Origin of the sequence: Amycolatopsis saalfeldensis (assembly GCF_900110575.1) — a bacterium.
In the GTDB taxonomy this organism is placed as follows: Bacteria; Actinomycetota; Actinomycetes; order Mycobacteriales; family Pseudonocardiaceae; genus Amycolatopsis; species Amycolatopsis saalfeldensis.
The window spans coordinates 64,764-90,685 of the sequence record NZ_FOEF01000023.1 but is presented as its reverse complement, the minus strand read 5'-3'; the positions used below and the strand labels follow the sequence as shown (position 1 = coordinate 90,685).

Here is a 25,922-nt window from a genome sequence, read left to right as displayed (position 1 = left end):
GTAGTGTGCACGCGGGGTCAGGCCGCCGAAGTGGTCGGCGTGAAGAGCCGGTGAGGGTTGGACAGCGAATCCCATGAACGTAGTACTGATCTTGCTCGCCTTCTGGGTGCCGGGGCTGGTGTTCGGCACCGCGATCGGGCTGCGCGGCTGGACGCTCGCCGCGGCCGGGCCGTTGCTCACCTTCGGCATCGTGGCGCTCGGCATCCCGGTGCTCGGCGGGCTCGGCATCCGCTGGAACCTGCTCGACGTGGCACTGTGGACGGTGCTGGTGGCGCTCGCCGGCTTCGGCCTCGGGTTCGCCGTCCGCCGCTTCACCGCCCGGCGGCACCCGGAATGGGCGGCCGACGAGGAGAAGCCGGCCCGCTCGGTCCGTGACCACGTGCTGATCGGCCTCGGCGTGCTGGTCGGCATGGCGGTCGGCACCGTCACGTTCCTGCGCGGCTCGCACGGGATCAACAGCGTCCAGCAGGGTTGGGACGCGCCGTTCCACGGCAACCTGGTGCGCTGGATCGCCGAGCACGGCGACGCGCGACCCTCCACTGTGGGCACGATCGCGAACCTGCCCAACCAGACCGATTACTTCTATCCCGACACTTATCACGCGCTGCTGGCACTGGTCTTCGACAAGGCCGGCCTGACGATGATGCCGACGCTGAACCTCGCGGTGCTCGCCGTGATCATCAGCGTGCCGCTCGGCGTGGCCGCGATGTGCCGGGCCTGGCACATGCCGCCGCTGGCCGTCGCCGCCGCGGCCGCCGTCACCACCTGGTTCACCGCGTTCCCGTACGACTCGCTGTGGCGCGGCCCGTTGTGGCCCTACGTCGCCGGCGTCGCGATGGTCCCCGCCATGCTCGCGCTCGCGAAGCACCTGCTCTCCCCGCGCGGCATCGCGGGCCCGGTCGCGATCGGCGTCGGCGTCGCGGGCCTCACCGGCCTGCACACCAGCCTGGTGTTCGTCATCGCGGTCTACTTCATCCTCATCCTGCTCGCGGTGCTCTTCCGCTGGGAGAAGATCGACTGGCGCCGGTCCAGGGCCTCGCTCATCTGGACCGTGGTGCTGGCCGCCGTGCTCGGCGTGCCGCTGGTGCTGCCTTCGCTGTACAACGCGGGCGGTGTGACCAGCGCGTACTGGTCGTCCGAGGCGACGGTGAGCGGCGGCATCGGCGAGACGATCACGTTCTCCCCGATGGCCGACTTCCCGCAGTGGTGGATCGGCCTGCCCGCGCTCATCGGCATCTTCCTGCTGGTCAAGCGCCGCCGGATGATGTGGATGGTGGGCGCGTACGTCGTGTTCGGCGGCCTGTTCGCGGCCACCGTCTCGCTGGAGACGCCGCTGATCCACACCCTCACCGGCATCTTCTACAACGACCACTGGCGCATCGCCGCGCTGGTCCCGCTGGCCGGCGCGGTGGCGTTCGGCGAGTTCGTGGACACCGCGGGCCGCTGGTTCGCCGCCAAGGTGGGCACCCGCGTGCACCTCAAGCCCGCGACCCTCGCCCTGGTCGGCGCCCTGCTGGTCGGCGTCGTGCTCGGCGGCCTGAGCCGCGGCGGCTACATCGGCCGCAACACCGCGGCGCTGGAAATCAACTACGGCAACGGCCCCACGGTGTCGAAGGCCGAAGAAGCCGCGTACACCTGGCTCGCCCAGCACACCGCGCCCGGCGAGCCCGTGATGAACGACAAGGCCGACGGGTCGGTGTGGATGTACGCGCTGTCCGGCGTCACCCCGGTCGAGTGGACCTTCTACGGCGCCGACCCGTCCACCAAGGCCGGCTACCTCAGCGTGTGGCTCGACGACATCGACAAATACCCACAGGTACGCAAGGACCTCACCGACCTGCACGTGCGCTACGTGATCGTGGGCAAGGGAATGGTGACGCCCACGGCCGAACGGTCGGTCGGCGTTTCGCGCGTCGCGCCTGGTCCCGAGTTCCACGAGGTGTTCCGCAACGACGGCGCCGCGATCTACCAGATCGAGGGGCAGCAGGGCGTGGTCGCGGCGGGTGCCTCCTCCGGGTCCGACCGCCCTCACGGGCAGTAAGAAGATAGAGTGATCTCCGTGTCCACTACGTCCGTGCACACCCGACGCGTGCTCATCGTGATGCCGGCCCTCAACGAGCAGGCCAGTGTCGGGTCCGTGATCGCCCAGGTCAGAGCCTCCTTGCCGGACATGGACATCCTGGTCGTCGACGACGGTTCGGTGGACGACACGGCCCGGCTCGCCCGGGCGGCCGGCGCCGAAGTGGCCCGGCTCTCGGTCAACCTCGGGGTCGGCGGCGCGATGCGCACCGGCTTCCGGTACGCCGCCGCGCGCGGTTACGACGTGGTGGTCCAGGTGGACGCCGACGGCCAGCACGACCCGGAAGAGGTCGGCGCACTGCTGTCCGGACTGGACGAGGCCGACATCGTGATCGGCTCGCGGTTCGCGGGCAAGGGCGCGTACAAGGCGAGCGGCCCCCGCAAGTACGCGATGGTGGCGCTTTCGATGGTGTTCTCGCGGCTCGCCCGCCGGAAGATCACCGACGTCACGTCCGGTTTCAAGGCCATGGGCCCGAAAGCCATCCGGTTGTTCGCTTCGTATTACCCGGCCGAGTACCTCGGTGACACGGTGGAGTCGCTGGTGATGGCGATCCGCGCGAAGCTCGTGATCGCCGAGATCCCGGTGATCATGCGCGAGCGCGCGGGCGGCACGCCCAGCCACTCGCCGGTGAAATCCGCGGTGTACCTCGGCCGCGCGGGCCTGGCGCTGCTGCTCGCGCTCGTCCGCCGCCGTCCGTCCGTCGACTCGTCCGACGCAGCGTAAGGGGATTTCATGGCCGGCTGGCGGGTACTCAGCATCGTCGTCGCGTGCCTGGTGCTGTTCGTCGTCCTCGAGATGATGCGGCGCCGGAAGCTGCGGGAGAAGTACGCGGGCGTGTGGCTCGTGGTCGCCGTCGGCGTGGTGGTGCTGGCGGTGATCCCGCAGGCCGCCGAGTTCCTGGCGAAGATCACCGGCGTGCAGACGCCGTCGAACTTCGTGTTCCTCCTGGCCGGCGTGGTGCTGGCGCTGGTCGCGCTGCACCTGTCCACCGAGGTCGGGCACCTCGAGGAAGAGGTCCGGACCTCCGTCGAGGAGATCGCGTTGCTGCGCTGCGAACTCGAGGACACCAAACGTGAGCTGGAAGGCCGCATCGCCGCGCTGGAGGACAAGACCGCGACCCCGGACAACGTCAAGGGCCTGCCCGAAGTGAGCCCCGCACGCGCGCGCTGATCGACGCACTCGACGCCGCCCCGCCTCGGCTGGGCGGCGTTCGTGTGCTCGCCTTCGACGGGCCGTCCGGCGCCGGCAAGTCGACCGCGGCGCTTGAAGCGCTTTCCCTGCTGGGGTCGCGAGCCGCACTGGTGACCACGGATGCCTTCGCCACCTGGGCTTCCCCGGTTTCGTGGTGGCCGGAGCTGGTCTCCGGCGTGCTGGAGCCGCTGGCGGCCGGGCGGAGTGGTTCATACCGCCGAATGGACTGGTCCACCGGCGTCCCGCGGCCGGGCGCGCGCGTGGCCGTCGAAGTCCCGGAGGTCCTTGTCCTGGAAGGGGTCTCCTGCGGACGACGGTCGGTGCGGCCGCTGCTTTCCCTGCTGTGCTGGGTCGAAGGCGGCACCGAGGCCGGACGGCTGGCGGCCGCCGTCGCCCGTGACGGCGAGGCCCAGCGCGCCGAACTGCGCAAGTGGCAGCTCTTCGAACGCGGCTGGTTCGCCGTGGACGGCACCAGGGACGCGGCCGCGGTCCGGCTCCCCGGCACCGCCGGCGCGGACCAACCAAAGCACTAGGCCATTTGGGTAGCGAGCCCGGTACTCCTGGTGCGAAACCACCGAAAACGGCTACGCAACGTGCACAATTCCGGACTGTTCGCGCTTATTTTGGCCTGTAAGTAGCGCGATCGTAACCTCACGTGCTTAAGTGCGGGCCGAGTTCCCGCTAGTGTCGGCGAGCACACCGATCGTCCGGGGTCATCCCGACTGACCGACCGGACGGTGACTATGACCCGAACATTCCCAAGGGGTGCCAGATGCAGTTATTGCGGCTGACCCGAACGCGCCGTGCTGCCCTGATCGGGCTGGCCGGAGCGCTCGCGGTTTCGCTGACCGGGTGCGCGCAATCCCAGCGCGACGAAGCCGGAGGCGGTGGCTCCGGTGGCACGATGGTCTTCGGTGACACCGGCAACCCGAAGATGTTCGACCCGGTCTTCAACGACGATGGCGAGACCTTCCGGATCACCCGGCAGATGCTGGACACGCTGATCCAGAACAAGCCCGGCACCGCTGAGCTCGAGCCTTCGCTCGCCACCAAGTGGGAGCCCAGCAACGACAGCAAGACCTGGACCTTCACCCTCAAGCCTGGGGTCAAGTTCAGCGACGGCACCCCGTTCGACGCCGCGGCGGTCTGCTTCAACTTCAACCGCTGGTACAACATGAAGGGCGCCGCCGCCCAGAGCCAGATGATCTACTACGGCGACGTCTTCGAGGGCTTTGCCAAGAACGAGGGCGACGCGGGCGGCTCCCCCGTTTACAAGAGCTGTGAGGCGAAGGACGCCGGCACCGCGGTGCTGAACCTGAACAAGGCCAAGGGTGCTTTCCCGGCCGCGTTCACGCTGCCGTCGTTCGCGATGCAGAGCCCGACCGCGCTGAAGCAGTACGACGCGGACAAGGTCACGCAGTCCGGCGACTCGTTCTCCTACAGCGACTACGCGTACAAGCACGTGACCGGCACCGGCCCGTTCAAGTTCGAGAGCTGGGACCAGGGCAAGGGCGAGATCACGCTGGTCCGCAACGACACCAGCGCCGAGCCGGCGAAGCTCGACAAGCTCGTCTTCAAGGTCATCCCGGACGAGAACGCCCGTAAGCAGGCCCTGAAGGCCGGCGACATCCAGGGTTACGACTTCCCCGCGCCCGCCGACTACGGCCTGCTGCGCAACGAGGGCGAGCAGGTGCTCATCCGCCCGTCGTTCAACGTCCTCTACCTGGGCATCAACCAGGCGGGCAACCCGAAGCTGCAGGACGTGCGGGTGCGCCAGGCGCTGGCCTACGGCATCAACCGCGACCAGTTCGTGAAGTCGAAGCTGGCCGAGGGGTCCGAGGTCGCCACCGAGTTCGTGCCGAAGGCCGTCGAGGGCTACACCGACGACGTGGCCAAGTACCCGTACGACCAGGCGAAGGCCAAGCAGCTGCTGGCCGAGGCCGGCGCGTCGAACCTGACGCTGAAGTTCTACTACCCGACCGAGGTCACCCGGCCCTACATGCCGAACCCGGCCGACACGTTCACCGCGATCTCCGAGGACCTCAAGGCCATCGGCATCACGATCCAGCCGGTCGCGGAGCCGTGGAACGGCGGGTACAAGGACGACGTCCAGAAGTTCCACAAGCAGGACATCCACCTGCTCGGCTGGACCGGTGACTACAACGACGCCGGCAACTTCGTCGGCACGTTCTTCGGCCGGGAGAAGCCGGAATTCGGCTTCAACAACCCGGCGCTGTTCTCCGCCCTCTCGGCCGCGGACGCGGCGCCCCCGGGCGACCAGCACGCCAAGGCGTACCAGGCGGCGAACAAGCAGATCATGGACTACCTGCCCGCCATCCCGATCGCGTACCCGACGCCGGCCATCGTGGTCGGGCCGAAGATCAAGGGTGTGGTGGCCAGCCCGCTCACCGACGAACGATTCAACAACGTCACCATCGGCTGACGTGGACTGCTGAACAGCCAGGCCAAAGGGCAGGTGCCACCGCGCCTGCCCTTTGGCCTACGTTCCCGGGCTGGTTTACAAAGGACTGCAAGTGCTCCGTTTCCTCGTGCGTCGGGTGCTACAAGCGATTCCGACGCTGCTCATCCTGTCCATTCTGGTGTTCGCCTGGTTGCGTTCCCTGCCCGGCGGCCCCGCCGCCGCGTTGCTGGGAGACAAGGCGACGCCGGAGAAAATCGCGAGCCTCAACCACGTGCTCGGCCTTGATCAGCCGATCATCCTGCAGTACTTCAAGTTCCTCGGCCGCGCCGTCACCGGCGACTTCGGCAACTCACTGGTCTCCGCGCAGCCGGTGATGTCGGAGATCGGCACGTTCCTGCCCGCCACGATCGAGCTGGGCGTCTCGGCGATGCTCATCGCGGTCATCCTGGGCGTGCCGTTCGGCTACCTGGCCGCGCGTTACCGCGGCGGTGCCGTGGACAACGTGATCATCGTGCTGACCCTGATCGGCGTCGCGGTGCCGGTGTTCTTCCTCGGCTACACGATGCAGGACCTGCTGGCCTCGCCGCTGGGCCTGCCTTCGCAAGGACGGCAGGCGCCGGGCATCGACGCCACCAGCATCACCAACTTCGCCATCCTCGACGGCATCATGACCAGCGAGTGGGACGCCGTCTGGGACGCGATCAAGCACCTGATCCTGCCGGCGTTCGCGCTGGCCACGATCCCGCTCGCGGTGATCACGCGGATCACCAGGGCGTCGGTCCTCGAGGTGTTCAACGAGGACTTCATCCGCACGGCCAACTCGAAGGGCCTGACCCAGCAGGTGGTGCGGCAGCGGCACGTGCTGCGCAACGCCCTGCTACCGGTGGTCACGACCATCGGCCTGCAGACCGGCGCGCTGCTCGGCGGCGCGGTGCTGACCGAGCGGGTGTTCAACTTCCGCGGCCTCGGGTTCCTGCTCGCCGAGGGCATCGAACGGCGTGACTATCCCCGGCTGCAGGCGTTGCTGCTGTTCGGGGCGCTGGTGTACGTGCTGGTCAACATGCTGGTCGACGTCTCGTACGGGATCATCGACCCGAGGGTGCGTGTGCGATGAACACTCTGCTGAACAAGAAGAAGGAACCGATCGACAAGCTCGCCGCGGCGAGTGCGGGCGGGCGCAGCCTCGGCGCCGAGGCCCTGCGGCGGATGCTGCGCAGCCCGGTGGCGATCACCGGCGGGGTGATCACGCTGGTGTTCGTGCTGCTGGCGATCTTCGCGCCGCTGCTGGCCCCGAAGGACCCGCAGACGCGGTACCTGCAGGACCAGGTCCAGCTCGGCCGGGGCATCATCCCCGGCGCACAGCCCGGTTTCCCGCTCGGCGTCGACGACTTCGGCCGCGACTTCCTGTCCCGGCTGCTGGTCGGCGCGCAGCAGACGCTGCTGGTCGGCGTGCTGGCCACGTTGATCGGAGTGCTGCTCGGGGTGATCATCGGCGGTCTCGCGGGCGCCTTCGGCGGCTGGGTCGACACCGTCCTCATGCGACTGGTCGACGTGCTGCTGTCGTTCCCCTCGCTGCTGCTCGCCGTTTCGATCGCGGCGCTGTTCGCGAAGCCGAGCCAGTGGACGGTCATCCTGGCCGTGTCGATCATCGGCGTGCCGGTGTTCGCCCGGCTGCTGCGTGGTTCCATGCTCGCGCAGCGGGAGGCCGACCACGTGCTGGCGGCGACCTCGCTGGGCGTGAAGCGCACGACGATCGTCTTCCGGCACATGCTGCCGAACTCGCTGGGCCCGGTGATCGTGCAGGCCACGCTGACGCTGGCCACCGCGATCCTCGAGGCCGCGGCGCTGTCGTTCCTCGGCCTCGGCGATCCGGACCCGACCCGCGCGGAGTGGGGGCTGATGCTGGGCAACGCTTCGCGCCAGTTCCTCGACATCCGCCCCGAGCTCGCGTACTACCCGGCCATCGCGATCATCGTGGTGGCGCTCGGGTTCACGCTGCTCGGCGAGTCCCTGCGTGAAGCCCTCGACCCGAAGAACCGGCGGTGAACGGCGTGCCACTCCTAGAAGTCCGCGACCTCAAGGTCGTGTTCCAGCGCCGCGGCGAGAAGCCGTTCACCGCGGTCGACGGCGTCACCTTCGACGTCGAGCCCGGCCAGACGGTCGGCCTGGTCGGCGAGTCCGGTTGCGGCAAGTCCGTGACCTCGCTGGCGATCATGCGGCTGCTGGCCAAGCGCGGCAACAAGGTCAGCGGCTCGGTGTCGTTCGAGGGCACCGACCTGATGAAGATCTCCGACCGCGAGATGCGGGACCGGCGCGGCCGCGACCTGGGCATGGTGTTCCAGGACCCGCTGTCCTCGCTGAACCCGGTGATCCCGATCGGGCTGCAGATCACCGAGGTGCTCGAACGGCACCGCGGGCTTTCGCGCAGCAAGGCCAAGATCGAGGCGACGGAGCTGCTGGACAAGGTCGGCATCCCCGACCCGGCGCGGCGGCTTTCCGAGTACCCGCACCAGCTTTCGGGCGGGATGCGGCAGCGCGCGCTGATCGCGATCGCGCTCGCCTGCCGGCCGCGGCTGCTCATCGCGGACGAGCCGACCACCGCGCTCGACGTCACCATCCAGGCCCAGATCCTCGCGCTGCTGCGGGAACTGGTGCAGGACACCGGCACCGCGCTGATCATGATCACGCACGACCTCGGTGTGGTCGCGGGACTGTGCGACGAGGTGAACGTGCTCTACGGCGGCCGGATCGTGGAGCGGGCCGAGCGGCACGCGCTGTTCGCCGAGCCGCGGCACCCGTACACCCACGGCCTGCTCTCGTCGATCCCGCGCCTGGACCAGGGCCGGGGCGAGAAGCTGGTGCCGATCCAGGGCTCGGTGTCCGACAACATCCCGTGGGACGACGGTTGCGCGTTCGCGCCCCGCTGTCCCAACGCACTGCCGGTGTGCCAGGAGCGCTCGCCCGAGCTGGTCCCCGATCACCACGGCCTGCTGCGCTGCCACAACCCGGTCAAGCCCGCCGTGGCCGCCGGAGGGGGGACCCGATGACCGAGTCGAACACCGAGGTGCTGCTCGAGGTCACCGACCTCAAGGTGCACTTCCCGATCAAGCGCGGCATCGTGATCGACCGCACGGTCGGCCATGTGTACGCCGTGGACGGCGTGGACCTGGCGATCCGCCGCGGCGAGACGTACGGGCTGGTCGGCGAGTCCGGCTGCGGGAAGTCCACGCTCGGCCGGGCGATCCTGCGGCTGAACGAGCCGACGGCGGGCAAGGTGGTCTTCGACGGCACCGACGTCGCCAAGCTCAAGGGCGAGAAGCTGCGCAAGGCCCGGCGCCGGATGCAGATGATCTTCCAGGACCCGATGTCCAGCCTCGACCCGCGCCAGTCGGTGGAGTCGATCCTGCTCGAGGGCATGCACGCGCACGGCCTCGACCAGGACAAGGCGGCCACCGACGCGCGGCTGCGCGAGCTGCTGGGCGCGGTCGGCCTGCCCGAGACCTCGCTGCGGAAGTACCCGCACGAGTTCTCCGGCGGCCAGCGCCAGCGCATCGGCATCGCGCGGGCGCTGGCGGTCGAGCCGGACCTGATCGTGGCCGACGAGCCGGTGTCCGCGCTGGACGTTTCGGTGCAGGCACAGGTGGTCAACCTGCTGGAGGACCTGCAGGACGAGCTGGGCCTGACCTACCTGGTGATCGCGCACGACCTCGCCGTGGTGCGGCACATCTCCGACCGCATCGGCGTGATGTACCTCGGCGCGCTGGTCGAGGAGACGACGGCGGCCGAGCTGTACGAGAACCCGCTGCACCCGTACACCCGGGCGCTGCTCTCGGCCATCCCGGTGCCGGACCCGGTCGTGGAGGACAGCCGCGAGCAGATCCTGCTGGCGGGCGACCTGCCCTCGCCGGCCAACCCGCCGACGGGCTGCCGCTTCCACACGCGGTGCCCATGGCGGCAGGCCAGCCTGTGCGACTCGGACCGGCCGCAGCTGCGCGAGATCGGCGAGGGCCACCGCGTGGCCTGCCACTACGCCGAGGACATCCGGGACGGGCGCATCACCCCGCACGAGGTGGAGCCGGAACTGGTGGAGCTGACCGGCGCCCTGAACCCCGGCGGCGGCCCACCGGACGTCGGTTCGGTCACGGAAATCCTTTAGCGCCAACGCAGATCGGCGGCTGGTCCACTGTGGACCAGCCGCCGATCTGCGTTTCAGGGCCGTCTGACGGCTTCTCCGGGTGGAACTTCGAATCTCCGGCACCCAGGATGTCGAAGACGCGGGCACGGTCGCGACGTCCTCAGCGAACGTACCCTGAGAAACCAGAGGAGCCATCCGATGAAGTACCTGGTCCTGATCTACGGCAACCCCGCGTCGCGCTCGGCGTGGGCGGGGATGAGCGACGAGCAGAAGGCCGTGGGCCTGCGCGCGTACGTCGAGTTCAACGAGGAGCTGGACGCGTCCGGTGAGCGCATCGTCTCCGAGCGGCTGGCCGCGCCGGAGCTGACGAAGCAGGTGATCGTGCGTGACGACCGGGTGAGCACCACCGACGGGCCGTTCGCGGAGATCAAGGAGCAGCTCGCGGGTGTCTACCTGCTGGAATGCGAGACGGAGGAGCGGGCACTGGAGATCGCCGCGCGGATTCCGGAGGCGCCGTACGCGACGATCGAGGTCCGGCCGGTGATGGGGCTGACCGGTGACGTCGGCTTCGAGCTGTGATCGAGGGCCTGCTGCGGGAGCTGGCGCCGCAGGTCGTCGGGGCGCTCGTGCGCCGTTACGGCGGGTTCGACACGTGCGAGGACGCCGTGCAGGAAGCCCTGCTCGCGGCGGCTTTGCAGTGGCCGCGCGACGGTGTGCCGGACAACCCGAAGGCCTGGCTGATCACCACGGCTTCGCGGCGCCGGATCGAGTCGTGGCGCAGCGATTCGGCGCGACAACGGCGGGAGGAGGCGGTTTTCGCCCTGGCGCCACCGGATCCGGACCCGGCGCCCGCGGTCGACGACACGCTCACTTTGCTGCTGCTCTGCTGCCACCCGGCGTTGACCAGGCCGTCGCAGGTCGCGTTGACGCTGCGGGCCGTCGGCGGGCTGACCACGGCCGAGATCGCGCGCGCGTACCTCGTGCCGGAGCCGACGATCGGCCAGCGCATCAGCCGCGCCAAGCAGCGCGTGAAGGGCACGGCGTTCAGCCTGCCGCCGGAGGACGAGCGGCCGTCGCGGATCGCGGCCGTGCGGCAGGTGCTGTACCTGATTTTCACCGAAGGGCACACGGCCAGCGCCGGTGCCGAGGTCGGCCGCGTCGAGCTGACGGCCGAGGCCATCCGCCTGGCGCGCCAGCTGCACGCCCTGCTCCCGGACGACGGTGAAGTCACCGGCCTGCTCGCGCTCATGCTGCTCACCGACGCGCGCCGCCCGGCCCGCGTCGGCCCGGGCGGCACGACCGTCCCCCTCGCGGAGCAGGACCGTTCGCTCTGGGACTCCGGCGCGATCGCGGAAGGCGCCTCGCTGATCACGCACGCGCTCGCTACCGCGCCCGTCGGGCCGTACCAGCTGCAGGCCGCGATCGCCGCGGTGCACGGCGAAGCGCCGACGGCCGCCGAGACGGACTGGCCGCAGATCCTCCTGCTGTACGACCTCCTGTGCCAGGTCGCGCCCGGGCCGATGGTGACGCTGAACCGGCTCGTCGCGCTGGCGGAGGTGGCGGGACCGGCGGCCGCGCTGGCGGAGCTGGACGCGCTGGAGCCGTCCGGGCACTACCGCGCCGACGTCGTCCGCGCGCATTTGCTCGAGCAGTCGGGTGACCGGGCGGGCGCGCACGAGTACTACGCGAAGGCGGCAAAGCGGACGCTGAGTACGCCGGAGCAGCGGTACCTGGAATCGCGTGCTTTGCGTTGTTTGTCCGGATAACCCTGACCCAAGGAGGACCCCACCCCCGTCTGAAGGCTGACGCCGGGCCGGCCCGACCCCGGTACGCTGCGGGGTAAGGGCACGAAACCGGCAAGTCGCAGGGGGTAGGGCAAGTGAACATCGACCACGTGCTGGAGGCGATCCCTCCGCTGTCGGTCTATCTGCTGGTGGGCCTCGTGGTGATGGTGGAGAGCCTCGGCATCCCCCTGCCGGGCGAGATCGTGCTGGTCAGCGCGGCTCTGCTGGCGTCGTCGCACAGCGGCCTGAACCCGCTCTGGATCGGCGCGCTGGCCAGCGCGGGCGCGATCATCGGCGACAGCATCGGCTACCTGATCGGGAAGAAGGGCGGAAAACGGCTGTTCAACTGGGCCGGCCGCAAGTTCCCCAAGCATTTCGGCCCCCAGCACATCGCGAACGCCGAGCGGATGTTCCACAAACGCGGCATGTGGGCCGTGTTCTTCGGCCGTTTCGTGGCGGTCCTGCGCATCCTGGCCGGCCCCCTCGCCGGCTCCCTGAACATGCACTACCCGCGCTTCCTCCTCGCGAACGCCCTCGGCGGCATCATCTGGGCCGGCGGCACCACCGCGCTGATCTACTACCTCGGCGTCGTCGCGGACAAGTGGCTGAAGGGCTTCCAGTGGGCCGGGCTCGGCGCCGCCTTGATCATCGGGGTGGTCGTCACGCTGGTGCTGAAGAAGCGCATGTCCCGCACCCACGAGGAACTCCCGGCCGAGAAGGACGACGCGGTCGCCTGAGCCGGTCAGGCGTTCGCCGGCAGCAGCTCCTCCTCCAAGCGGGAAACCGGCTTGCGCCGTAAGGAGCCGACCAGCACGCCGCCGATGACCACCGCCGCCGCCACGATCTCCAGCACGCTCGGCTGCTCGTTCAGCACGAAGAACGAGGCCGTCAGCCCGACCACCGGCACGAGCAGGGAGAACGGCGCGACGACGCCCGCGGGGTTGCGGCGCATCAGCGTGGTCCAGATGCCCGAGCCGACAACCGTGCCGAGCAGGACCACGTAGGCCAGGCCGGCGAGACCGAGCAGGCCGGTCGGGGTGCCGAGGGTCGTCAGCGAGTGCCACTGCGCGGCCGGGCCCTCCAGCAGCAGCGAAAGCGCGAACATCGGCAACGGCGGCACCACCGACATCCACAACGTCAGGTGCAACGGGTTGTCCGGCTCCGCGCGGCGCATGCTCAGATTGCCGAACGCCCAGCTCAGCGCGGCCAGCAGGGTCAGGATCACCGGCAGCAGCGCGGCGTGGCCCGCCTGCTGCCACGCGATCGCCGCCATGCCCGCGACGGCCAGCAGGATGCCGATCAGCTGCCGGGCCGAGACGCGTTCGCGCAGCAGAACCGCGCCGAGCAGCACGGTGAACGGCGCCGAGGCCTGCAGCACCAGCGACGCCAGGCCGGTCGGCATGCCGGTGTCCATCGCGATGAACAGGAACGCGAACTGGCCGGTGCCGAAGCCCAGGCCGTAACCGAGCAGGTACCGCAGTTTCACGCGTGGCCACGGCACGAACAGGACCGTCGGGATCGCGATCACCACGAACCGCAGCGCGCCGGCGAACATCGGCGGGAACTGGCCGAGGGTGGCGTGGATCGCGAGGAAGTTGCAGCCCCACAGGACGGCGACGAGCGCGGCGAGCAGGCGGTCACGAGTGGGCATGCCCCCACTCTGCCGACCGTGACCGTGAAGGACCAGCGAGAATATCTGCACTGACCTTGTAGGTCTGCTTCACGTAGGCTGACGGCGTGGACCTGGGAAGACTGCGGATGCTGCGTGAGTTCGCCGACCGCGGCAGCGTGACGGCGGCCGCGCGGGCGCTGCACTGCTCGCCGTCCGCGGTGTCGCAGCAGTTGCGGGGGTTGCAGAGCGAGGTCGGCGTGGCGCTGACGGAGCCGGCCGGCCGCGGGCTTCGCCTCACCGACGCGGGCCGCGCGTTGGTCGCGCGTGCCGACGAGGTGCTGGCCGCGCTGGACCGCGCGGAGTCGGAGCTGGACACCTACCGCAGCGCGCCGCGCGGACGCGTCCGGATCGCGATCTTCCAGTCGGCGGGCCTGATGCTGCTGCCCGGGCTGCTCGGCCGCGTCGCCGCGCACGAGGGGCTGGAGGTGGACGTCCGCGATGTCGACATGACGCCTCCGGAAGTGCCCGGCCTGGTCGCGGACTACGACATCGTCGTGGCCCATCGCGACGAGCACGCGCCGGAGTTCCGGTCCGAGCGGCTCGAGGTGGTCCCCCTGCTGCGCGAGCCGCTCGACGTCGCGCTCCCGACCGGGCACCACCTGGCGCGCCGCCGCCGCGTGGACCTCGCCGACCTCGCCGACGAACGCTGGATCAGCGTCGACCACGGCTTCCCGGTCGACGACGTGCTGCGCTCGCTGACCGTCCGCACCGGGGTGCGGCCGCAGATCGTCCAGCGCATCAACGACTTCCGCATCACCGAGCGCCTGGTCGCGGCCGGGCACGGGATCGCGCTCATGCCGCGGTACACAATGGACACTCGCCGGGGCAGCGGCCTGGTCGGCCGCCCACTGGCCGGGATCCGCGCCGCGCGCCTGGTCGAAGTGGTCTGCCGCGTCGGCGCTCCGGCCCGTCCCGCCGTGGCGACGGTGATCGGCGAGCTGCGTGCGGAGGTCGCCGTCCTGACCGCGTAGCCGCTTCAGATCGCGTAGCTGCGCAGATGTCCCACGGCGATCCGCAGCGAGTCCTCGATCGGGGTGATGTCGTTGCGGATGTGGCCGAGCAGCAGGCCGCCCTGCAGGCACGCCATCGCGGCCTGGGCGAGCCGGGCCGGGTCGGCGTCGGGACGCAGGGAACCGTTGTCGCGCAGGGTGTTCAGGCCGTTGACGAGGTGCGACTCCCACTCCAGGTAGGCGCGGTCCAGCAGGGCGCGCACCCGCGGGTCGTCACCCAGCTCGCCCGCGATGTTGCCCAGCGGGCAGGCGATCGGGCCCGACGGGCCGCGGTGCAGCGTGAGGATCTGCTCGGCCCAGCGGTCGAAGTCCGGCCACGACGCCAGCTCGCGGATGGCGGGCTGGTTGCCGAGGATCTTCTCCAGGTACCGGCCGATCACGGCCTCGACCAGCTGGTCCTTGTTCTTGAAGTAGTGGTACATCTGCGATTTCCCGGCGCCGCTCGCGGCCAGCACCTTGTCGACGCTCGTGCCCGAAACCCCGTTGACGTACATCAGCTCCGCGGCCGCGTCGACGATCGTGTCGCGGGTCCGCCGTCCCTGCGCCGTGACGGCCACGGTTGGTTGCGTCTCCATGTACCGGATAGTACAGTCGGCCGCGCTGTACCAAACAGTACAACCGAAGGGGATCACTCGTGACCGAAACGCTGCGGGACGCTTTGACCGGGCTGAAGGAGAAGGCCAAGGAGCTGCTGCCGAGCGAGGTGGGCGCCGTCTTCTCCGCCGACCAGGAACGATCGGCGCGCGTCGCCGAGCGGGACAAGTTCGCCAAGGCCGGCTCGCGGATGGACGACTTCACGCTGCCCGACGCCGCCGGGGGCGAGACCACGCTCAGCGCGCTCGTCGCCGACGGCCCCGCCGTGCTGGTGTTCTACCGCGGCGCCTGGTGCCCGTACTGCAACCTCGCCCTGCGCGCGTACCAGCAGAACCTGCTGCCCGCGTTGAAGGAGCAGGGCGTGCCGCTCGCGGCGATCAGCCCGCAGGCGCCCGACGGCTCGCTGAGCATGCGCGAGACCAACGAGCTGGAGTACGCCGTGCTGTCCGACGTCGGCAACCTGGTCGCCCGCGGCCTCGGCATCACCTTCCAGCCGACGGCAGAGGTGCGGGCGGCGATGACGGGCGCGGGCGCCGACCTGGCCGAGCGCAACGGCGACGGGCAGTGGGAGCTGCCGCATCCGGCCGTGCTGGTCGTCGAGCCCGACCGCACGATCCGGTTCATCGACGTCCAGCCGGACTACACCGTGCGCACCGAGCCGGCTCAGGTCCTCGAAGCGCTGGCGCCGCGGCGGATGCCGTAAGTGATGGCCGAACCCAGGATCAGCGCGACGCCGAGGGAGAGCAGCAGGCTGATCCCGGGTTCGGTGATGAGCTGGCCGCCGGCGTAGCCGAGGAAGGCGACGTACGACGTCCAGAGCGTGACCCCCACGGCCGACGCGGTGAAGAACTCGCCCATCGGCCAGCGCAGCGAGCCGGCCAGCAGGGCGCCGACGGTGCCGCCGGACGGCAGCCAGCGCGCGACCACGAGCACCGGGCGCGGGTGCTGCTGGAGGCGCCCGTCCAGCCACTCGAGACCGGCGGCGAGCTTGCGACGGCGGCCGATGCGTTCCAGCACGTGGCTGCCGCCATACCGGCCCAGCGCGTACAACGCCTGGTCGGACACGAGGCAGCCAGCGCTCGCGACGGCGATCACCGCGGCCAGCGAAGTCCCGCCCTGCGCCGCGGCGATGCCCATGCCGAGGATCGTCACCTCGGTGGGCAGCAAGGGCACCAGCGAGACGACGAACAGCACCACCAGCCCCGCCGTTGTCGCGTCCACACCTCCATTAACCGCCGCGCGGGCCCGGATGAGTCCCGTTCACCGGCTTCTCACAGCAAGGCACAGGCGCCGCACAGGTAATCCCGGAAACCCGGACAGTGGTTGTCAGGGTTCGGCCCGAGAGTGGACCCCGACCGACTACGGAAGGGGACTTCGAAATGGGCACGGAACTGGCGGGTCAGGTCGCGCTGGTGGCGGGCGGCACCCGCGGCGCGAGCCGGGGCATCGCGGTCGAGCTGGCCCGCGCCGGGGCGTTCGTCTACGTGACCGGGCGCTCGACGCGCGGCCGTCGGTCCGAAGTGGACCGTCCGGAGACGATCGACGGGACCGTCGAGCTGATCGAGGCGGCCGGTGGCGAAGGGGTCGCCGTGCGGGTCGATCACCTGGAGAGCGACGAGGTCGCCGCGCTGGCGGCCCGGATCGAGCGGGAACGGGGCGGCCTGGACCTGCTCGTCGACGGCCTCTGGGGCGGCGACCACCACCTGGAATGGGCGAAGCCGGTGTGGGAGCACTCGCTGGACGCGGGCCTGCGGATGATCCGGCTCGGCATCGACGCGCACCTGATCACCAGCCATCACCTGCTGCCGTTGGTGATCCGGCGCAAGGGCCTGGTGGTCGAGCTGACCGACGGCACGGCCGAGTACAACGCGAAGTACCGCGAAGGGACTTCGCTGCCCTTCTACATCGCGAAGGCTTCCGCTCACCTGCTCGCCATCGGCGAAGCGGCGGAGCTTGCTTCGCACGGCTGCACGGCCGTCGCGTTCACCCCGGGCTGGCTCCGTTCGGAGGCGATGCTCGACATCTACGGCGTCACGGAGGAGAACTGGCGTGACGCGACGGCGCGAGAGCCGTACTTCGCCATCTCGGAGACGCCGACCTTCGCGGGCCGCACGGTGGCCGCCCTCGCCGCGGACCCGGACCGGCACAGCTGGACCGGGCAGACGTTGTCCAGCGGTCAGCTCGCCGCGCACTACGGCGTCGACGACGTCGACGGCAGCCGCCCGGACGCCTGGCGTTACGTCGTCGAGGTCCAGGACGCCGGCCAGAACCCGGACACCGCCGGGTATCGGTGAGTCAGGAGTTGCGGGCGGCGATGGCGGCGCCGACCGCGGCCACCGCCGCCCGTACCTCCGGCGGATGGAGGACTTCGGCGCCGGGACCGAGCGAAACGAGCTGGCCGACGGCGATGTCGTGGCTTTCCAGGGTGAGCTCGGCGTCGGCGCGGCCCTCGGCGTCTCGCGGGCTCAGTGAGACGAGCACCTCGGCCAGGTGCTCGGCGCCGAACACCCGCCGGAGCCCGGCCACGGCCGGCGGGTCGAGCCGCACCCGCACCCGCAACGGGAGCGCGACCTTCTCGAACTCCGCCGACGACAGGCGCCACCACCGGGCCAGGTCGAAATCGGCCGGCCGCTCGAACGCGCTCCCCAGCTCTTCGACGGCGAGGATCCGCGACACCCGGTACGTGCGCAGCCCGGCGTCCGGAATCCGGGCCACCAGGTACCAGACCCCGGCTTTCAACACGAGGCCCAGCGGTTCCAGCACCCGCGAAGCGACCTTGTCCCGGCGTTGGTACCGGATCTCCAGGCGGCGCTGCGCCCACACCGCGCGGGCCACCGCGGGCAACGCGGCCGCCTCGTCGGTCGGGCGGAACCAGGCGGGGGCGTCGAGGTGGAACCGGGCGGCCACGGTCTCGGCCTGCTCCCGCAGCTCGCGTGGCAGGCCGGCCGAGACCTTCGCGTGCGCGGCCGCCACGGCGGTGCCGAGTCCGAGGCCCGCGAGCGCGTCCGGGGCGTCCAAAGCCAGCAGCGCCACGGCTTCCCGTGAAGTCAGACCGTCCAAACGGGACCGCCAGCCGTCCATCAGCCGGACGCCGCCGTGCCGCCCGGGCTCGCTCCAGAGCGGGACGCCGGCCTCGCGCAGGGCGGCCAGATCACGCCGCATCGTGCGCTCGGTGACCCCCAGCTCGGCCGCGAGCGACGCCGCCGTGGCCGAGCGCCGGCGGTGGAGGGTGAACAGGAGGGCGACCAAGCGTTCGGCCCGCATCCGCCCAGCCTAGGGGCGGCCAGGCACACGCACCTGGCCGCCCGAGCGCCGTTACCGGTTCGCGCGGTTGACCGCGCTCACCACCGCGCGCAGCGAGGCGGTGACGATCGACGCGTCGACGCCGATGCCCCAGAACACCCGGTCCGAGATCGCGCACTCGATGTACGACGCGGCGCGCGCGTCGTCGCCCGGGGTGAGGGTGTGCTCGCTGTAGTCCAGCAGCCGCAGGTCGAAGCCGACGGTCGACAGGGCGTCGAAGAACGCCGCGATCGGGCCGTTGCCGCGGCCGGTGATGTCGTGCTCGTCGCCCTCGACCTTCACGGTGGCTTCGATGTCGTACTCGCCGCCGCCGTTGTCGGTGACGCGCTGGCGGATCAGCTCCAGCGGCGTCGTCAGCTCCAGGTACTCCTTGGAGAACGCGTTCCACATCGTCGCCGGGGCGACCTCGCCGCCCTCGGAGTCGGTGTAGGTCTGGATCACCTTCGAGAACTCGATCTGCAGCCGGCGCGGCAGGTCGAGCTGGTGCTCGGCCTTCATGATGTACGCGACGCCGCCCTTGCCGGACTGCGAGTTCACCCGGATCACGGCCTCGTACGTGCGCCCGACGTCCTTCGGGTCGATCGGCAGGTACGGGACCTCCCACGGGTACTCGTCCAGCGGTACACCCTGCTTGTCGGCAGCGTCCTTCAGCGCGTCCAGGCCCTTGTTGATCGCGTCCTGGTGGCTGCCGGAGAACGCGGTGAACACCAGGTCGCCGCCCCACGGCGAGCGCTCCGGCACGGGCAGCTGGTTGCAGTACTCGACCGTGCGCTTGATCTCGTCCATGTCGGAGAAGTCGATCTGCGGGTCGATGCCCTGGCTGTACAGGTTCATGCCCAGCGCGACCAGGTCGACGTTGCCGGTGCGCTCGCCGTTGCCGAACAGGCAGCCCTCGATCCGGTCCGCGCCGGCCTGGTAGCCCAGCTCGGCGGCGGCGATGCCGGTGCCGCGGTCGTTGTGCGGGTGCAGGGACAGGATCACCGAGTCACGGCGGGCCAGGTTGCGGCTCATCCACTCGATCGAGTCGGCGTAGACGTTCGGCGTCGCCATCTCGACGGTCGCCGGCAGGTTCAGGATCACCGGCTTCTCCGGCGTCGGCTGCCAGATCTCCGTGACGGCGTTGCACACCTCGACGGCGTACGACAGCTCCGTGCCGGTGTAGGACTCGGGCGAGTACTGGAAGCGGAAATCGGTGTCCGGCTGCTTCGCGGCCAGCTCGACGACCATCTCCGCGGCCTGCGTCGCGATCTTCTTGATGCCCTCGCGCTCCTCGCGGAACACCACGCGGCGCTGCAGGATCGACGTCGAGTTGTAGATGTGGACGATCGCGCGCGGCGCGCCTTCCAGCGACTTGAACGTGCGCTCGATCAGCTCCGGGCGGCACTGCGTGAGCACCTGGATGCTCACGTCGTCGGGGATCGCGCCCTCTTCGATGATCTCGCGGACGAAGTCGAAGTCCGTCTGCGAGGCGGCCGGGAAGCCGACCTCGATCTCCTTGTAGCCCATGCGGACCAGCAGGTCGAAGAACTTGCGCTTGCGCGCGGGCGACATCGGGTCGATCAGGGCCTGGTTGCCGTCGCGCAGGTCGACGGCGCACCACAGCGGCGCGCGCTCGATGCGCTTGGCCGGCCAGGTGCGGTCGGGCAGGTCGATGTCCTCGACCAGCTGGTGCCACGGGCGGTAGCGGTGGACCGGCATCGAGGTGCCGCGCTGCGGGTTCCAGGACGGCTGGCCGGGCGCGGCGGGGCGCGACGGCGTGCGGATGCGGCTGGTGGACGTACGAGGATCGGGCGTGCTCATGGCTGGAAGGACTCCTGAGGAGGGTGGGTGCTGACGACCGGCACCACAAAGCCCCGCGACGAGGAGCCGGTCGTTGTCAGGCCCCGTCGCGGCAGCGAAGCAGGAGAGCACGCGCCACGCGCTCACCATAACCGCGGACCGCGTCCGTTGTGAAGCCGCCTCCGCGATCGAACTGTTACGCGGGGTGGACCGAAGGTGTTACCAGCGGGTAGCGGGCAGCCTCATGACGTGCCAGACTTCCGGCCATGGCTGAGCATGCCGAAGCGGAACACGAAGAGGAAGCCGAGCCTCGGCCGAAGCGCGCGCCGATCGACTGGCGACGCGGCCGTGAGCAGGCCTTTTCCATCCTGGCCTCGATCGTGCGGTGGGTCGGGCTGATCTTCGCGGCGCTGCTCGTGCTGCACGTGATCTTCGTGATCGGCTCGGCCAACTCGGCCAACGGCATCGTGTCGTTCGTCCGCGGCTGGGCCGATGGCCTGTCGCTCGGTTTCAAGGACCTGTTCACGCCCAGTGACGCCAAGCTTCGGGTGCTCGTCAACTACGGCATCGCGGCGATCTTCTGGCTGATCGTCTCCGGCATCCTGGCGCGGATCATCCGGCGGATCGGCGGCGTCGTCTCCTCCTGACGGCCCGGGGCGTCCATGCTCGCGGCATGAACGGCCCGTTCGCGCTCAGGGCTGCCAGGTGACGGCTTCGTCGCCGTAGTCGGTTCCCGGCGCCAGCGCGAGGACACAGCTGTCGTAAGTGGCGCCCTTCGTCTTGCCCGCACAGCCGGCCCGCGCCAAGCACGGCAGGCCGATGGCCCGCGAACCCCCGCGGCGGCTGGTCAACGACCACGGTCGTCGACACCACCGAGGCAATCCGGCGGCAGCGTGAAATCAAGCGCGCCCAAGGGAATCCCGTGACCATGACCGAGGAGATGCGGATCCGCACGGGCGAGTGCTCACCGTTGCGAGGGCGTCGTGTTGCGGATGGAGCAGGACCGGGGCTCAGCCTCGGCCGATGGGCGGCTTCCGGCCCGCTTCCGGCAGCGTCAGCAGGTTCGCGACGGCCAGGCTCCGGTCGACGAGCCGCGTGGCGACGTCGGTCAGCTTCAGATTGCGCCCGCGCACGTAGCCGCGCAGCAGCTCGAACGCCTCTTCGATGCTGACCTCCAGCTTGCTGGAGATCAGCCCCTTGGCCTGTTCGATGACCACCCGGCTGCCCAGCGCGTGCTGCAACTGCCCCGAGGTCTCGGTCAGCGAGACCACGGCGCGGCGCTGGAGCATGCTGATCGTGGCGACGTCGGCGAGGCTTCGGGCCAGGCGGAAGTTCCCTTCCGACAACCGATCCGGCGCCGTGGCCAGCAGGGTGACCGAGCCGAGCGACGTTTCGCGCAGCCGCAGCGGGAACGCGTGCAGCACGCGGAAGCCGAGCGCGCGGGCCGCCGGCACCAGCCGTGGCCAGCTTTCGGCCGCGCCGTCCAGCCGGATGTCCACCATCGGGTCACCGGTCAGCTCGCAGTCCGCGCCGGGGCCCTCCTCCATCAGCGCTTCGCCCAGAGCCGTCGTTTCGAGCCGCTCGTCGGTGCACACCACCACGGTTTCGGTGCCCTGGTCGGCGCTCGCGTTCAGCCGCGCCGAGGTGCCCGTCAGCTCCGCGAACCGGCCGGCCACGCCCAGCCAATAAGGCAGCGGCTCGAAACCGGGGACCAGCGTGTCGGCCAGCTCCAGCATCGATTCGGCGAGCCATTCCTCGCGGTTCCGCATGGGTGCCATGCCTCCGGACACTGCGTAGGGGCCACCCAGCGTAGTGCTTGCCCGAATGCCGCAGAAGACGCTTTGCCGCCTCGGATTCGGCGACGTCGCGGGGCGGGGCCCAGCGTAGGCTCGGCGGATGTGGGACCGCTCCGATCGCGGGCGCGACCTGTCGGTCGTATTGGGTCTCGTCGAGACCGAGCGGCTGCTGGCCGAACGCGCAGCCGGTGTCGCCTCGCGGCACGAGGGGCTGGCTGCCGCCGGCGGCGCGGCGATGCGCGGATTCCACGTCCGGATGGCGGAAGTCCAGCGTGGCAGCGAGCGCGCACCGCGCCGCGGTGGTGATGCACGCCTTCTACGCCGAGCGCGCCCTCGGCCGGGGCCCGGGCGCGCCGAGTTTCATCGAGGCGATCGCCGAAGCGTGTGGTGCGCGCAGCATCGCCGTCACCCTGTTCGGCGCGGGCGCGGGCGAGTCCGTGGTGGCGACCTCCGATCCGCTCGCCGAAAGCGCCCAGGACCTGGAGTACAGCTACGGCGAGGGCCCGGCCGTCAAGGTGCTGACCGGGCCCGGCGAGCTGAGCCTGAGCGGCGGTGAGCTGAGCCGCTGCTGGCCCCGGTTCGGGGCCGCGATCCAAGACCTCGGCGTCGTCTCGGTGTCTTCGGTGCGGCTCGGCGGCGCCGCATCGCCGCTCGGCGCGGTCACCGTGTACCGGTCCGAGGCCGCCGACGGAGCGCTGCTGACCCGTTCGCTGGCCGCGGTCGCCGAGGCGCTGACGAACACCGCGTTGCTGCCGATCGCCGGCGTCGAGGACCTGCTCGCGCACCCGCTGTTCGACGACCTCGACTTCCGGCCGGTGGTGCACCAGGCCGCCGGCATGGTCATGATGGCCAAGGACTGCGCGGCCGAGGACGCCTTGGCGCTGATCCGCGCGCACGCGCTCGCGGAGGACCGCCGGGTGCTGGACGTCTCGCTGGCGATCGTGGACCGGACCCTGGACCTGCCCTGACCGGGTTCCGCAAGCGTTTGCGGCCAGTCACGGGAAAACGGGGTCGCCCCAGCCGTCGCCGAAGGCGAACTCGCTCAGCGGCAGCCGGTGCCGCGGCGCCAGCTCGCGTTGGATGCGCCGCTCGTCCTCCAGCACCGAGGCGTCGGCGAGGGTGCCGACGGCGATGGCGATCCGCGGCACGGCGTGCTCGGGCAGCCCGAACGAGGAGCGCACGGCCTCGGCGGAGAAGCCCGCCATCTGGTGCGCGACCAGCCCCAGCTCGACGGCCTGCAGCACCAGGTTCTCGCTCGCCATGCCGAGCCCGTACTCGGCGTACGGGATGTCGCCCTTCTCGTTCGCGGTCACCATCACGCCGATCAGCAACGCGCTCGCGCGGAACGCCCACGCCTGGTTCCCCGGGTTCAGCGCCTCGAGGATCAGGGTGAACGCGCGGTCGCCGCGGCGACCGGCCAGATAGCGGGCCGGCTGGGTGTTGCCGAAGGACGGCGCCCAGCGGGCGGCCTCCAGCAGGGCGGTCAGCTGCGGCCCGGTCAGCTCGGCCGCGGCGTCGAAGGCGCGGGGGCTCCAGCGCTCGGCGATGGCCGGCGTGAGGGGGACACTCGTCTCGGCGGTTTTGCGCACGGAACGCACCGTAGTACGGGCATAGTGCTCTCCATCACTCCGGCGAAAGGGCTCCGAGTATTTCGGTGGCATTAAGGAAGATTTACTTCCGAATGGGCCCCGAACGGTGGCCGACACCACTCGATGGGGTGGCGGTCGGCGATGGCCCCGGTAGGCTTTTCCCAAATGAAGGGACGCGGGGGCTCCTCGGTGCCCACCAGGAGCAGACCCGGCCCGTCAAGGAGGTTCGGGCGTGGCCCTCGTGGTCCAGAAGTACGGCGGATCGTCGCTGGAGAGTGCCGACCGGATCAAGCGCGTCGCGGAGCGCATCGTCGCCACCAAGAAGGCGGGCAACGATGTCGTCGTGGTGTGCTCGGCGATGGGCGACACCACCGACGAGCTGCTTGATCTGGCGCAGCAGGTGAACCCGGCGCCGCCGGAGCGGGAGATGGACATGCTGCTCACCGCCGGTGAGCGCATTTCGAACTCGCTGGTCGCCATGGCCATCGCGGCCCAGGGGGCCGAGGCGTGGTCGTTCACGGGTTCGCAGGCCGGGGTGGTCACGACGTCGGTGCACGGCAACGCGCGCATCATCGACGTCACGCCGAGCCGCGTCACCGAAGCCCTCGAACAGGGTTACGTCGCGCTGGTCGCCGGGTTCCAGGGCGTGGCCCAGGACACCAAGGACATCACCACCCTCGGCCGCGGCGGCTCGGACACCACGGCCGTCGCGCTCGCCGCGGCGCTGAACGCCGACGTGTGCGAGATCTATTCCGATGTGGACGGTGTGTACACCGCCGACCCGCGGATCGTGCCGGACGCGAAGAAGCTCGACACCATCCCGTACGAGGAGATGCTGGAGCTGGCCGCGAGCGGGTCGAAGATCCTGCACCTGCGCTCGGTGGAGTACGCGCGTCGCTACGGCGTCCCGATCCGAGTCCGCTCTTCCTACAGTGACAAGCCGGGCACCACGGTGGCCGGTTCTATCGAGGAGATCCCCGTGGAACAAGCGCTGATCACCGGTGTGGCACACGACCGCTCCGAGGCCAAGATCACGGTCACCGGGGTGCCGGACACCGCCGGCGCGGCGGCCCGGATCTTCCGCGTGATCGCCGACGCCGAGATCGACATCGACATGGTGCTGCAGAACGTGTCCAGCACCGTTTCCGGCCGCACCGACATCACCTTCACGCTGTCGAAGGCCAACGGCGCCAAGGCGGTCAAGGAGCTGGAGAAGGTCAAGACGGAGATCGGCTTCGAGTCGGTGCTCTACGACGACCACGTCGGCAAGGTCTCGCTGGTCGGCGCGGGCATGCGCTCGCACCCCGGCGTCACGGCGACGTTCTGCGAGGCGCTGGCCTCCTCCGGCGTGAACATCGAGATCATCAACACCTCGGAGATCCGGATCTCGGTGCTGATCCGCGACGCGCAGCTGGACGAGGCCGTGCGCGCGATCCACGAGGCGTTCGAGCTCGGCGGCGACGAAGAAGCCGTCGTGTACGCGGGGAGTGGTCGCTGATGGCGAACGGCCTTCGCGTCGGGGTGGTCGGGGCGACCGGCCAGGTCGGCGCCGTCATGCGGAAACTGCTGGCGGAGCGGGACTTTCCGATCGAGGAGCTGCGCTACTTCGCGTCTTCGCGCTCGGCGGGCAGCAAGCTTCCCTGGCGGGACACCGAGATCGTCGTCGAGGACGCGGCGACGGCGGATCCGTCCGGTTTGGACATCGCGCTGTTCTCCGCGGGCGGCGCGACGTCGAAGGAGCAGTCGCCGCGGTTCGCCGCCGCGGGCGTGACGGTGATCGACAACTCGTCGGCGTTCCGGCGCGACCCGGACGTGCCGCTGGTCGTCAGCGAGGTGAACCCGGAAGCGATCAAGGAAGCGCGCAAGGGCATCATCGCGAACCCCAACTGCACCACCATGGCCGCGATGCCGGTGCTCAAGCCGCTGCACGACGAGGCGGGCCTGCTCCGGCTGATCGCCAGCACGTACCAGGCGGTCTCCGGCAGCGGACTGGCCGGCGTCGACGAGCTGGCGGCGCAGGTGAACGCGGTCGCGACGCGGGCGGCTTCGCTGACCCACGACGGTTCCGCGGTCGAGTTCCCCGCACCCGCCAAGTACGTCGCGCCGATCGCGTTCAACGTCCTGCCGCTGGCTGGGTCCATTGTGGACGACGGATCGTTCGAGACGGACGAAGAGCAGAAGCTGCGCAACGAAAGCCGCAAGATCCTCGGCCTGCCGGATCTGCTGGTGTCCGGCACCTGCGTGCGTGTCCCGGTGTTCACCGGCCACGCGCTGTCGGTGAACGTGGAGTTCGAGCGCCCCCTTTCGGTCGCCCGCGCCACCGAGCTGCTTTCGCGCGCCCCTGGCGTCCAGCTCTCGGACGTCCCGACCCCGCTGCAGGCCGCGGGGGCCGACCCCAGCTTCGTCGGCCGCATCCGGACCGACCCGGGTGTGCCCGACGGCCGCGGCCTGGCCCTGTTCCTCACCGCGGACAACCTGCGCAAGGGTGCGGCGCTGAACGCGGTCCAGATCGCGGAGCTGATCGCCGCGGCTCGCTGAAACCGTTGACCCGGAAGGGCTCCCGGCCG

27 protein-coding genes are annotated in these 25,922 nt (G+C 70.3%); 19 read left to right on the top strand and 8 right to left on the bottom strand.

The window, feature by feature from the left end; all coding sequences use genetic code 11:
- Positions 1–73 precede the first annotated feature (73 nt).
- From BMY97_RS37595 to BMY97_RS37540, 12 genes are all read left to right on the top strand, one after another.
- Positions 74–2,041, top strand: a complete 1,968-nt coding sequence (locus BMY97_RS37595; RefSeq protein ID WP_091627091.1) for a DUF6541 family protein — start codon at positions 74–76, stop codon at positions 2,039–2,041.
- Positions 2,042–2,101: 60 nt separating this feature from the next.
- Positions 2,102–2,803 carry a glycosyltransferase family 2 protein gene (locus tag BMY97_RS37590; RefSeq protein WP_091627273.1) on the top strand — a complete coding sequence of 234 codons (702 nt, stop codon included), beginning with the start codon at positions 2,102–2,104 and terminating at the stop codon, positions 2,801–2,803.
- A gap of 9 nt (positions 2,804–2,812) precedes the next feature.
- Complete coding sequence (locus tag BMY97_RS37585; RefSeq protein ID WP_177231723.1) at positions 2,813–3,250, top strand: DUF2304 domain-containing protein; 438 nt, start codon at positions 2,813–2,815, stop codon at positions 3,248–3,250.
- Between the two features lie 44 nt (positions 3,251–3,294).
- Complete coding sequence (locus BMY97_RS37580) at positions 3,295–3,804, top strand: uridine kinase family protein (RefSeq protein ID WP_245787702.1); 510 nt, start codon at positions 3,295–3,297, stop codon at positions 3,802–3,804.
- A gap of 239 nt (positions 3,805–4,043) precedes the next feature.
- A complete protein-coding gene (locus BMY97_RS37575) occupies positions 4,044–5,714 on the top strand; it encodes an ABC transporter substrate-binding protein (RefSeq protein WP_177231722.1) in 1,671 nt (556 codons plus the stop codon).
- Between the two features lie 91 nt (positions 5,715–5,805).
- The gene (locus tag BMY97_RS37570) at positions 5,806–6,807 is read left to right on the top strand and encodes an ABC transporter permease (protein ID WP_091627082.1); all 1,002 of its coding nucleotides are present in this window, start codon (positions 5,806–5,808) and stop codon (positions 6,805–6,807) included.
- Complete coding sequence (locus BMY97_RS37565) at positions 6,804–7,739, top strand: ABC transporter permease (RefSeq protein ID WP_091627081.1); 936 nt, start codon at positions 6,804–6,806, stop codon at positions 7,737–7,739. The genes BMY97_RS37570 and BMY97_RS37565 overlap by 4 nt, the downstream gene beginning before the upstream one ends.
- 5 nt (positions 7,740–7,744) lie before the next feature.
- Positions 7,745–8,740: an ABC transporter ATP-binding protein gene (locus BMY97_RS37560; protein WP_091627271.1), complete on the top strand. Its 996-nt coding sequence runs from the start codon at positions 7,745–7,747 to the stop codon at positions 8,738–8,740.
- Complete coding sequence (locus tag BMY97_RS37555) at positions 8,737–9,849, top strand: ABC transporter ATP-binding protein (protein WP_091627079.1); 1,113 nt, start codon at positions 8,737–8,739, stop codon at positions 9,847–9,849. The genes BMY97_RS37560 and BMY97_RS37555 overlap by 4 nt, the downstream gene beginning before the upstream one ends.
- 177 nt (positions 9,850–10,026) lie before the next feature.
- Entirely contained in the window at positions 10,027–10,407 is a 381-nt protein-coding gene (locus BMY97_RS37550) for a YciI family protein (RefSeq protein ID WP_091627076.1), read from the top strand.
- Positions 10,404–11,594 (top strand): RNA polymerase sigma factor, encoded by a 1,191-nt coding sequence (locus BMY97_RS37545; RefSeq protein ID WP_091627074.1) that lies wholly within the window; start codon positions 10,404–10,406, stop codon positions 11,592–11,594. The genes BMY97_RS37550 and BMY97_RS37545 overlap by 4 nt, the downstream gene beginning before the upstream one ends.
- Positions 11,595–11,707: 113 nt before the next feature.
- Complete coding sequence (locus BMY97_RS37540) at positions 11,708–12,349, top strand: DedA family protein (RefSeq protein WP_091627072.1); 642 nt, start codon at positions 11,708–11,710, stop codon at positions 12,347–12,349.
- A gap of 5 nt (positions 12,350–12,354) precedes the next feature.
- Here BMY97_RS37540 and BMY97_RS37535 read toward each other — a convergent pair whose 3' ends face one another.
- Positions 12,355–13,263 carry an EamA family transporter gene (locus tag BMY97_RS37535; protein WP_091627070.1) on the bottom strand — a complete coding sequence of 303 codons (909 nt, stop codon included), beginning with the start codon at positions 13,261–13,263 and terminating at the stop codon, positions 12,355–12,357.
- 86 nt (positions 13,264–13,349) lie between these two features.
- On the opposite strand from BMY97_RS37535, the gene BMY97_RS37530 reads away from it, so the two are divergent.
- Positions 13,350–14,255 (top strand): LysR family transcriptional regulator, encoded by a 906-nt coding sequence (locus tag BMY97_RS37530; protein ID WP_091627067.1) that lies wholly within the window; start codon positions 13,350–13,352, stop codon positions 14,253–14,255.
- A gap of 5 nt (positions 14,256–14,260) precedes the next feature.
- On the opposite strand, the gene BMY97_RS37525 is transcribed toward BMY97_RS37530, so the two are convergent.
- A complete protein-coding gene (locus BMY97_RS37525) occupies positions 14,261–14,869 on the bottom strand; it encodes a TetR/AcrR family transcriptional regulator (protein ID WP_091627065.1) in 609 nt (202 codons plus the stop codon).
- A 59-nt stretch (positions 14,870–14,928) separates the two neighbouring features.
- Between BMY97_RS37525 and BMY97_RS37520 the strand changes: the two genes are divergently transcribed.
- Positions 14,929–15,591: a peroxiredoxin-like family protein gene (locus tag BMY97_RS37520; RefSeq protein ID WP_091627062.1), complete on the top strand. Its 663-nt coding sequence runs from the start codon at positions 14,929–14,931 to the stop codon at positions 15,589–15,591.
- Here BMY97_RS37520 and BMY97_RS37515 read toward each other — a convergent pair.
- The gene (locus BMY97_RS37515; RefSeq protein WP_091627059.1) at positions 15,552–16,109 is read right to left on the bottom strand and encodes a DedA family protein; all 558 of its coding nucleotides are present in this window, start codon (positions 16,107–16,109) and stop codon (positions 15,552–15,554) included. The two genes, BMY97_RS37520 and BMY97_RS37515, sit on opposite strands and share 40 nt — an antisense overlap.
- Positions 16,110–16,267: 158 nt before the next feature.
- Between BMY97_RS37515 and BMY97_RS37510 the strand changes: the two genes are divergently transcribed.
- A complete protein-coding gene (locus BMY97_RS37510; protein WP_091627057.1) occupies positions 16,268–17,182 on the top strand; it encodes an SDR family oxidoreductase in 915 nt (304 codons plus the stop codon).
- Between the two features lies 1 nt (position 17,183).
- Here BMY97_RS37510 and BMY97_RS37505 read toward each other — a convergent pair whose 3' ends face one another.
- Both BMY97_RS37505 and leuA read right to left on the bottom strand, forming a co-directional pair.
- Entirely contained in the window at positions 17,184–18,152 is a 969-nt protein-coding gene (locus tag BMY97_RS37505; protein WP_091627054.1) for a helix-turn-helix transcriptional regulator, read from the bottom strand.
- 51 nt (positions 18,153–18,203) lie between these two features.
- Positions 18,204–19,991 carry a 2-isopropylmalate synthase gene (leuA, locus tag BMY97_RS37500; RefSeq protein WP_177231721.1) on the bottom strand — a complete coding sequence of 596 codons (1,788 nt, stop codon included), beginning with the start codon at positions 19,989–19,991 and terminating at the stop codon, positions 18,204–18,206.
- Positions 19,992–20,236: 245 nt separating this feature from the next.
- Between leuA and BMY97_RS37495 the strand changes: the two genes are divergently transcribed.
- Positions 20,237–20,617, top strand: coding sequence for a hypothetical protein (locus BMY97_RS37495; RefSeq protein ID WP_091627053.1), 381 nt, complete (start codon positions 20,237–20,239; stop codon positions 20,615–20,617).
- Positions 20,618–20,662: 45 nt separating this feature from the next.
- Here BMY97_RS37495 and BMY97_RS47395 read toward each other — a convergent pair whose 3' ends face one another.
- Positions 20,663–20,821 carry a hypothetical protein gene (locus BMY97_RS47395; RefSeq protein WP_177231720.1) on the bottom strand — a complete coding sequence of 53 codons (159 nt, stop codon included), beginning with the start codon at positions 20,819–20,821 and terminating at the stop codon, positions 20,663–20,665.
- A 159-nt stretch (positions 20,822–20,980) separates the two neighbouring features.
- Complete coding sequence (locus BMY97_RS37490) at positions 20,981–21,748, bottom strand: ANTAR domain-containing protein (RefSeq protein ID WP_245787701.1); 768 nt, start codon at positions 21,746–21,748, stop codon at positions 20,981–20,983.
- 290 nt (positions 21,749–22,038) lie between these two features.
- Here BMY97_RS37490 and BMY97_RS37485 point away from each other — a divergent pair, with 290 nt between their 5' ends.
- The gene (locus BMY97_RS37485) at positions 22,039–22,734 is read left to right on the top strand and encodes an ANTAR domain-containing protein (protein WP_091627048.1); all 696 of its coding nucleotides are present in this window, start codon (positions 22,039–22,041) and stop codon (positions 22,732–22,734) included.
- A gap of 27 nt (positions 22,735–22,761) precedes the next feature.
- Here the strand turns inward: BMY97_RS37485 and BMY97_RS37480 are convergent, their stop codons facing one another.
- On the bottom strand, positions 22,762–23,355 hold the full coding sequence (locus BMY97_RS37480; protein ID WP_245787700.1) for a nitroreductase family protein: 594 nt from the start codon (positions 23,353–23,355) through the stop codon (positions 22,762–22,764).
- 232 nt (positions 23,356–23,587) lie between these two features.
- Here BMY97_RS37480 and BMY97_RS37475 point away from each other — a divergent pair, with 232 nt between their 5' ends.
- Positions 23,588–24,853, top strand: coding sequence for an aspartate kinase (locus tag BMY97_RS37475; protein ID WP_091627043.1), 1,266 nt, complete (start codon positions 23,588–23,590; stop codon positions 24,851–24,853).
- Positions 24,853–25,893, top strand: a complete 1,041-nt coding sequence (locus BMY97_RS37470) for an aspartate-semialdehyde dehydrogenase (RefSeq protein ID WP_091627040.1) — start codon at positions 24,853–24,855, stop codon at positions 25,891–25,893. Before BMY97_RS37475 ends, BMY97_RS37470 begins: the two co-directional genes overlap by 1 nt.
- The last annotated feature ends 29 nt before the right edge of the window (positions 25,894–25,922 follow it).

Coding starts and splice junctions, on each gene's coding strand:
- BMY97_RS37535 (WP_091627070.1), bottom strand. CDS start 13,263: ATGCCCACTCGTGACCGCCTGCTCGCCGCGCTCGTCGCCGTCCTGTGG.
- BMY97_RS37590 (WP_091627273.1), top strand. CDS start 2,102: ATGCCGGCCCTCAACGAGCAGGCCAGTGTCGGGTCCGTGATCGCCCAG.
- BMY97_RS37525 (WP_091627065.1), bottom strand. CDS start 14,869: ATGGAGACGCAACCAACCGTGGCCGTCACGGCGCAGGGACGGCGGACC.
- BMY97_RS37555 (WP_091627079.1), top strand. CDS start 8,737: ATGACCGAGTCGAACACCGAGGTGCTGCTCGAGGTCACCGACCTCAAG.
- BMY97_RS37505 (WP_091627054.1), bottom strand. CDS start 18,152: ATGCGGGCCGAACGCTTGGTCGCCCTCCTGTTCACCCTCCACCGCCGG.
- BMY97_RS37550 (WP_091627076.1), top strand. CDS start 10,027: ATGAAGTACCTGGTCCTGATCTACGGCAACCCCGCGTCGCGCTCGGCG.
- BMY97_RS37595 (WP_091627091.1), top strand. CDS start 74: ATGAACGTAGTACTGATCTTGCTCGCCTTCTGGGTGCCGGGGCTGGTG.
- BMY97_RS37575 (WP_177231722.1), top strand. CDS start 4,044: ATGCAGTTATTGCGGCTGACCCGAACGCGCCGTGCTGCCCTGATCGGG.
- BMY97_RS37585 (WP_177231723.1), top strand. CDS start 2,813: ATGGCCGGCTGGCGGGTACTCAGCATCGTCGTCGCGTGCCTGGTGCTG.
- BMY97_RS37495 (WP_091627053.1), top strand. CDS start 20,237: ATGGCTGAGCATGCCGAAGCGGAACACGAAGAGGAAGCCGAGCCTCGG.
- leuA (WP_177231721.1), bottom strand. CDS start 19,991: ATGAGCACGCCCGATCCTCGTACGTCCACCAGCCGCATCCGCACGCCG.
- BMY97_RS37470 (WP_091627040.1), top strand. CDS start 24,853: ATGGCGAACGGCCTTCGCGTCGGGGTGGTCGGGGCGACCGGCCAGGTC.
- BMY97_RS37490 (WP_245787701.1), bottom strand. CDS start 21,748: ATGGCACCCATGCGGAACCGCGAGGAATGGCTCGCCGAATCGATGCTG.
- BMY97_RS37565 (WP_091627081.1), top strand. CDS start 6,804: ATGAACACTCTGCTGAACAAGAAGAAGGAACCGATCGACAAGCTCGCC.
- BMY97_RS37510 (WP_091627057.1), top strand. CDS start 16,268: ATGGGCACGGAACTGGCGGGTCAGGTCGCGCTGGTGGCGGGCGGCACC.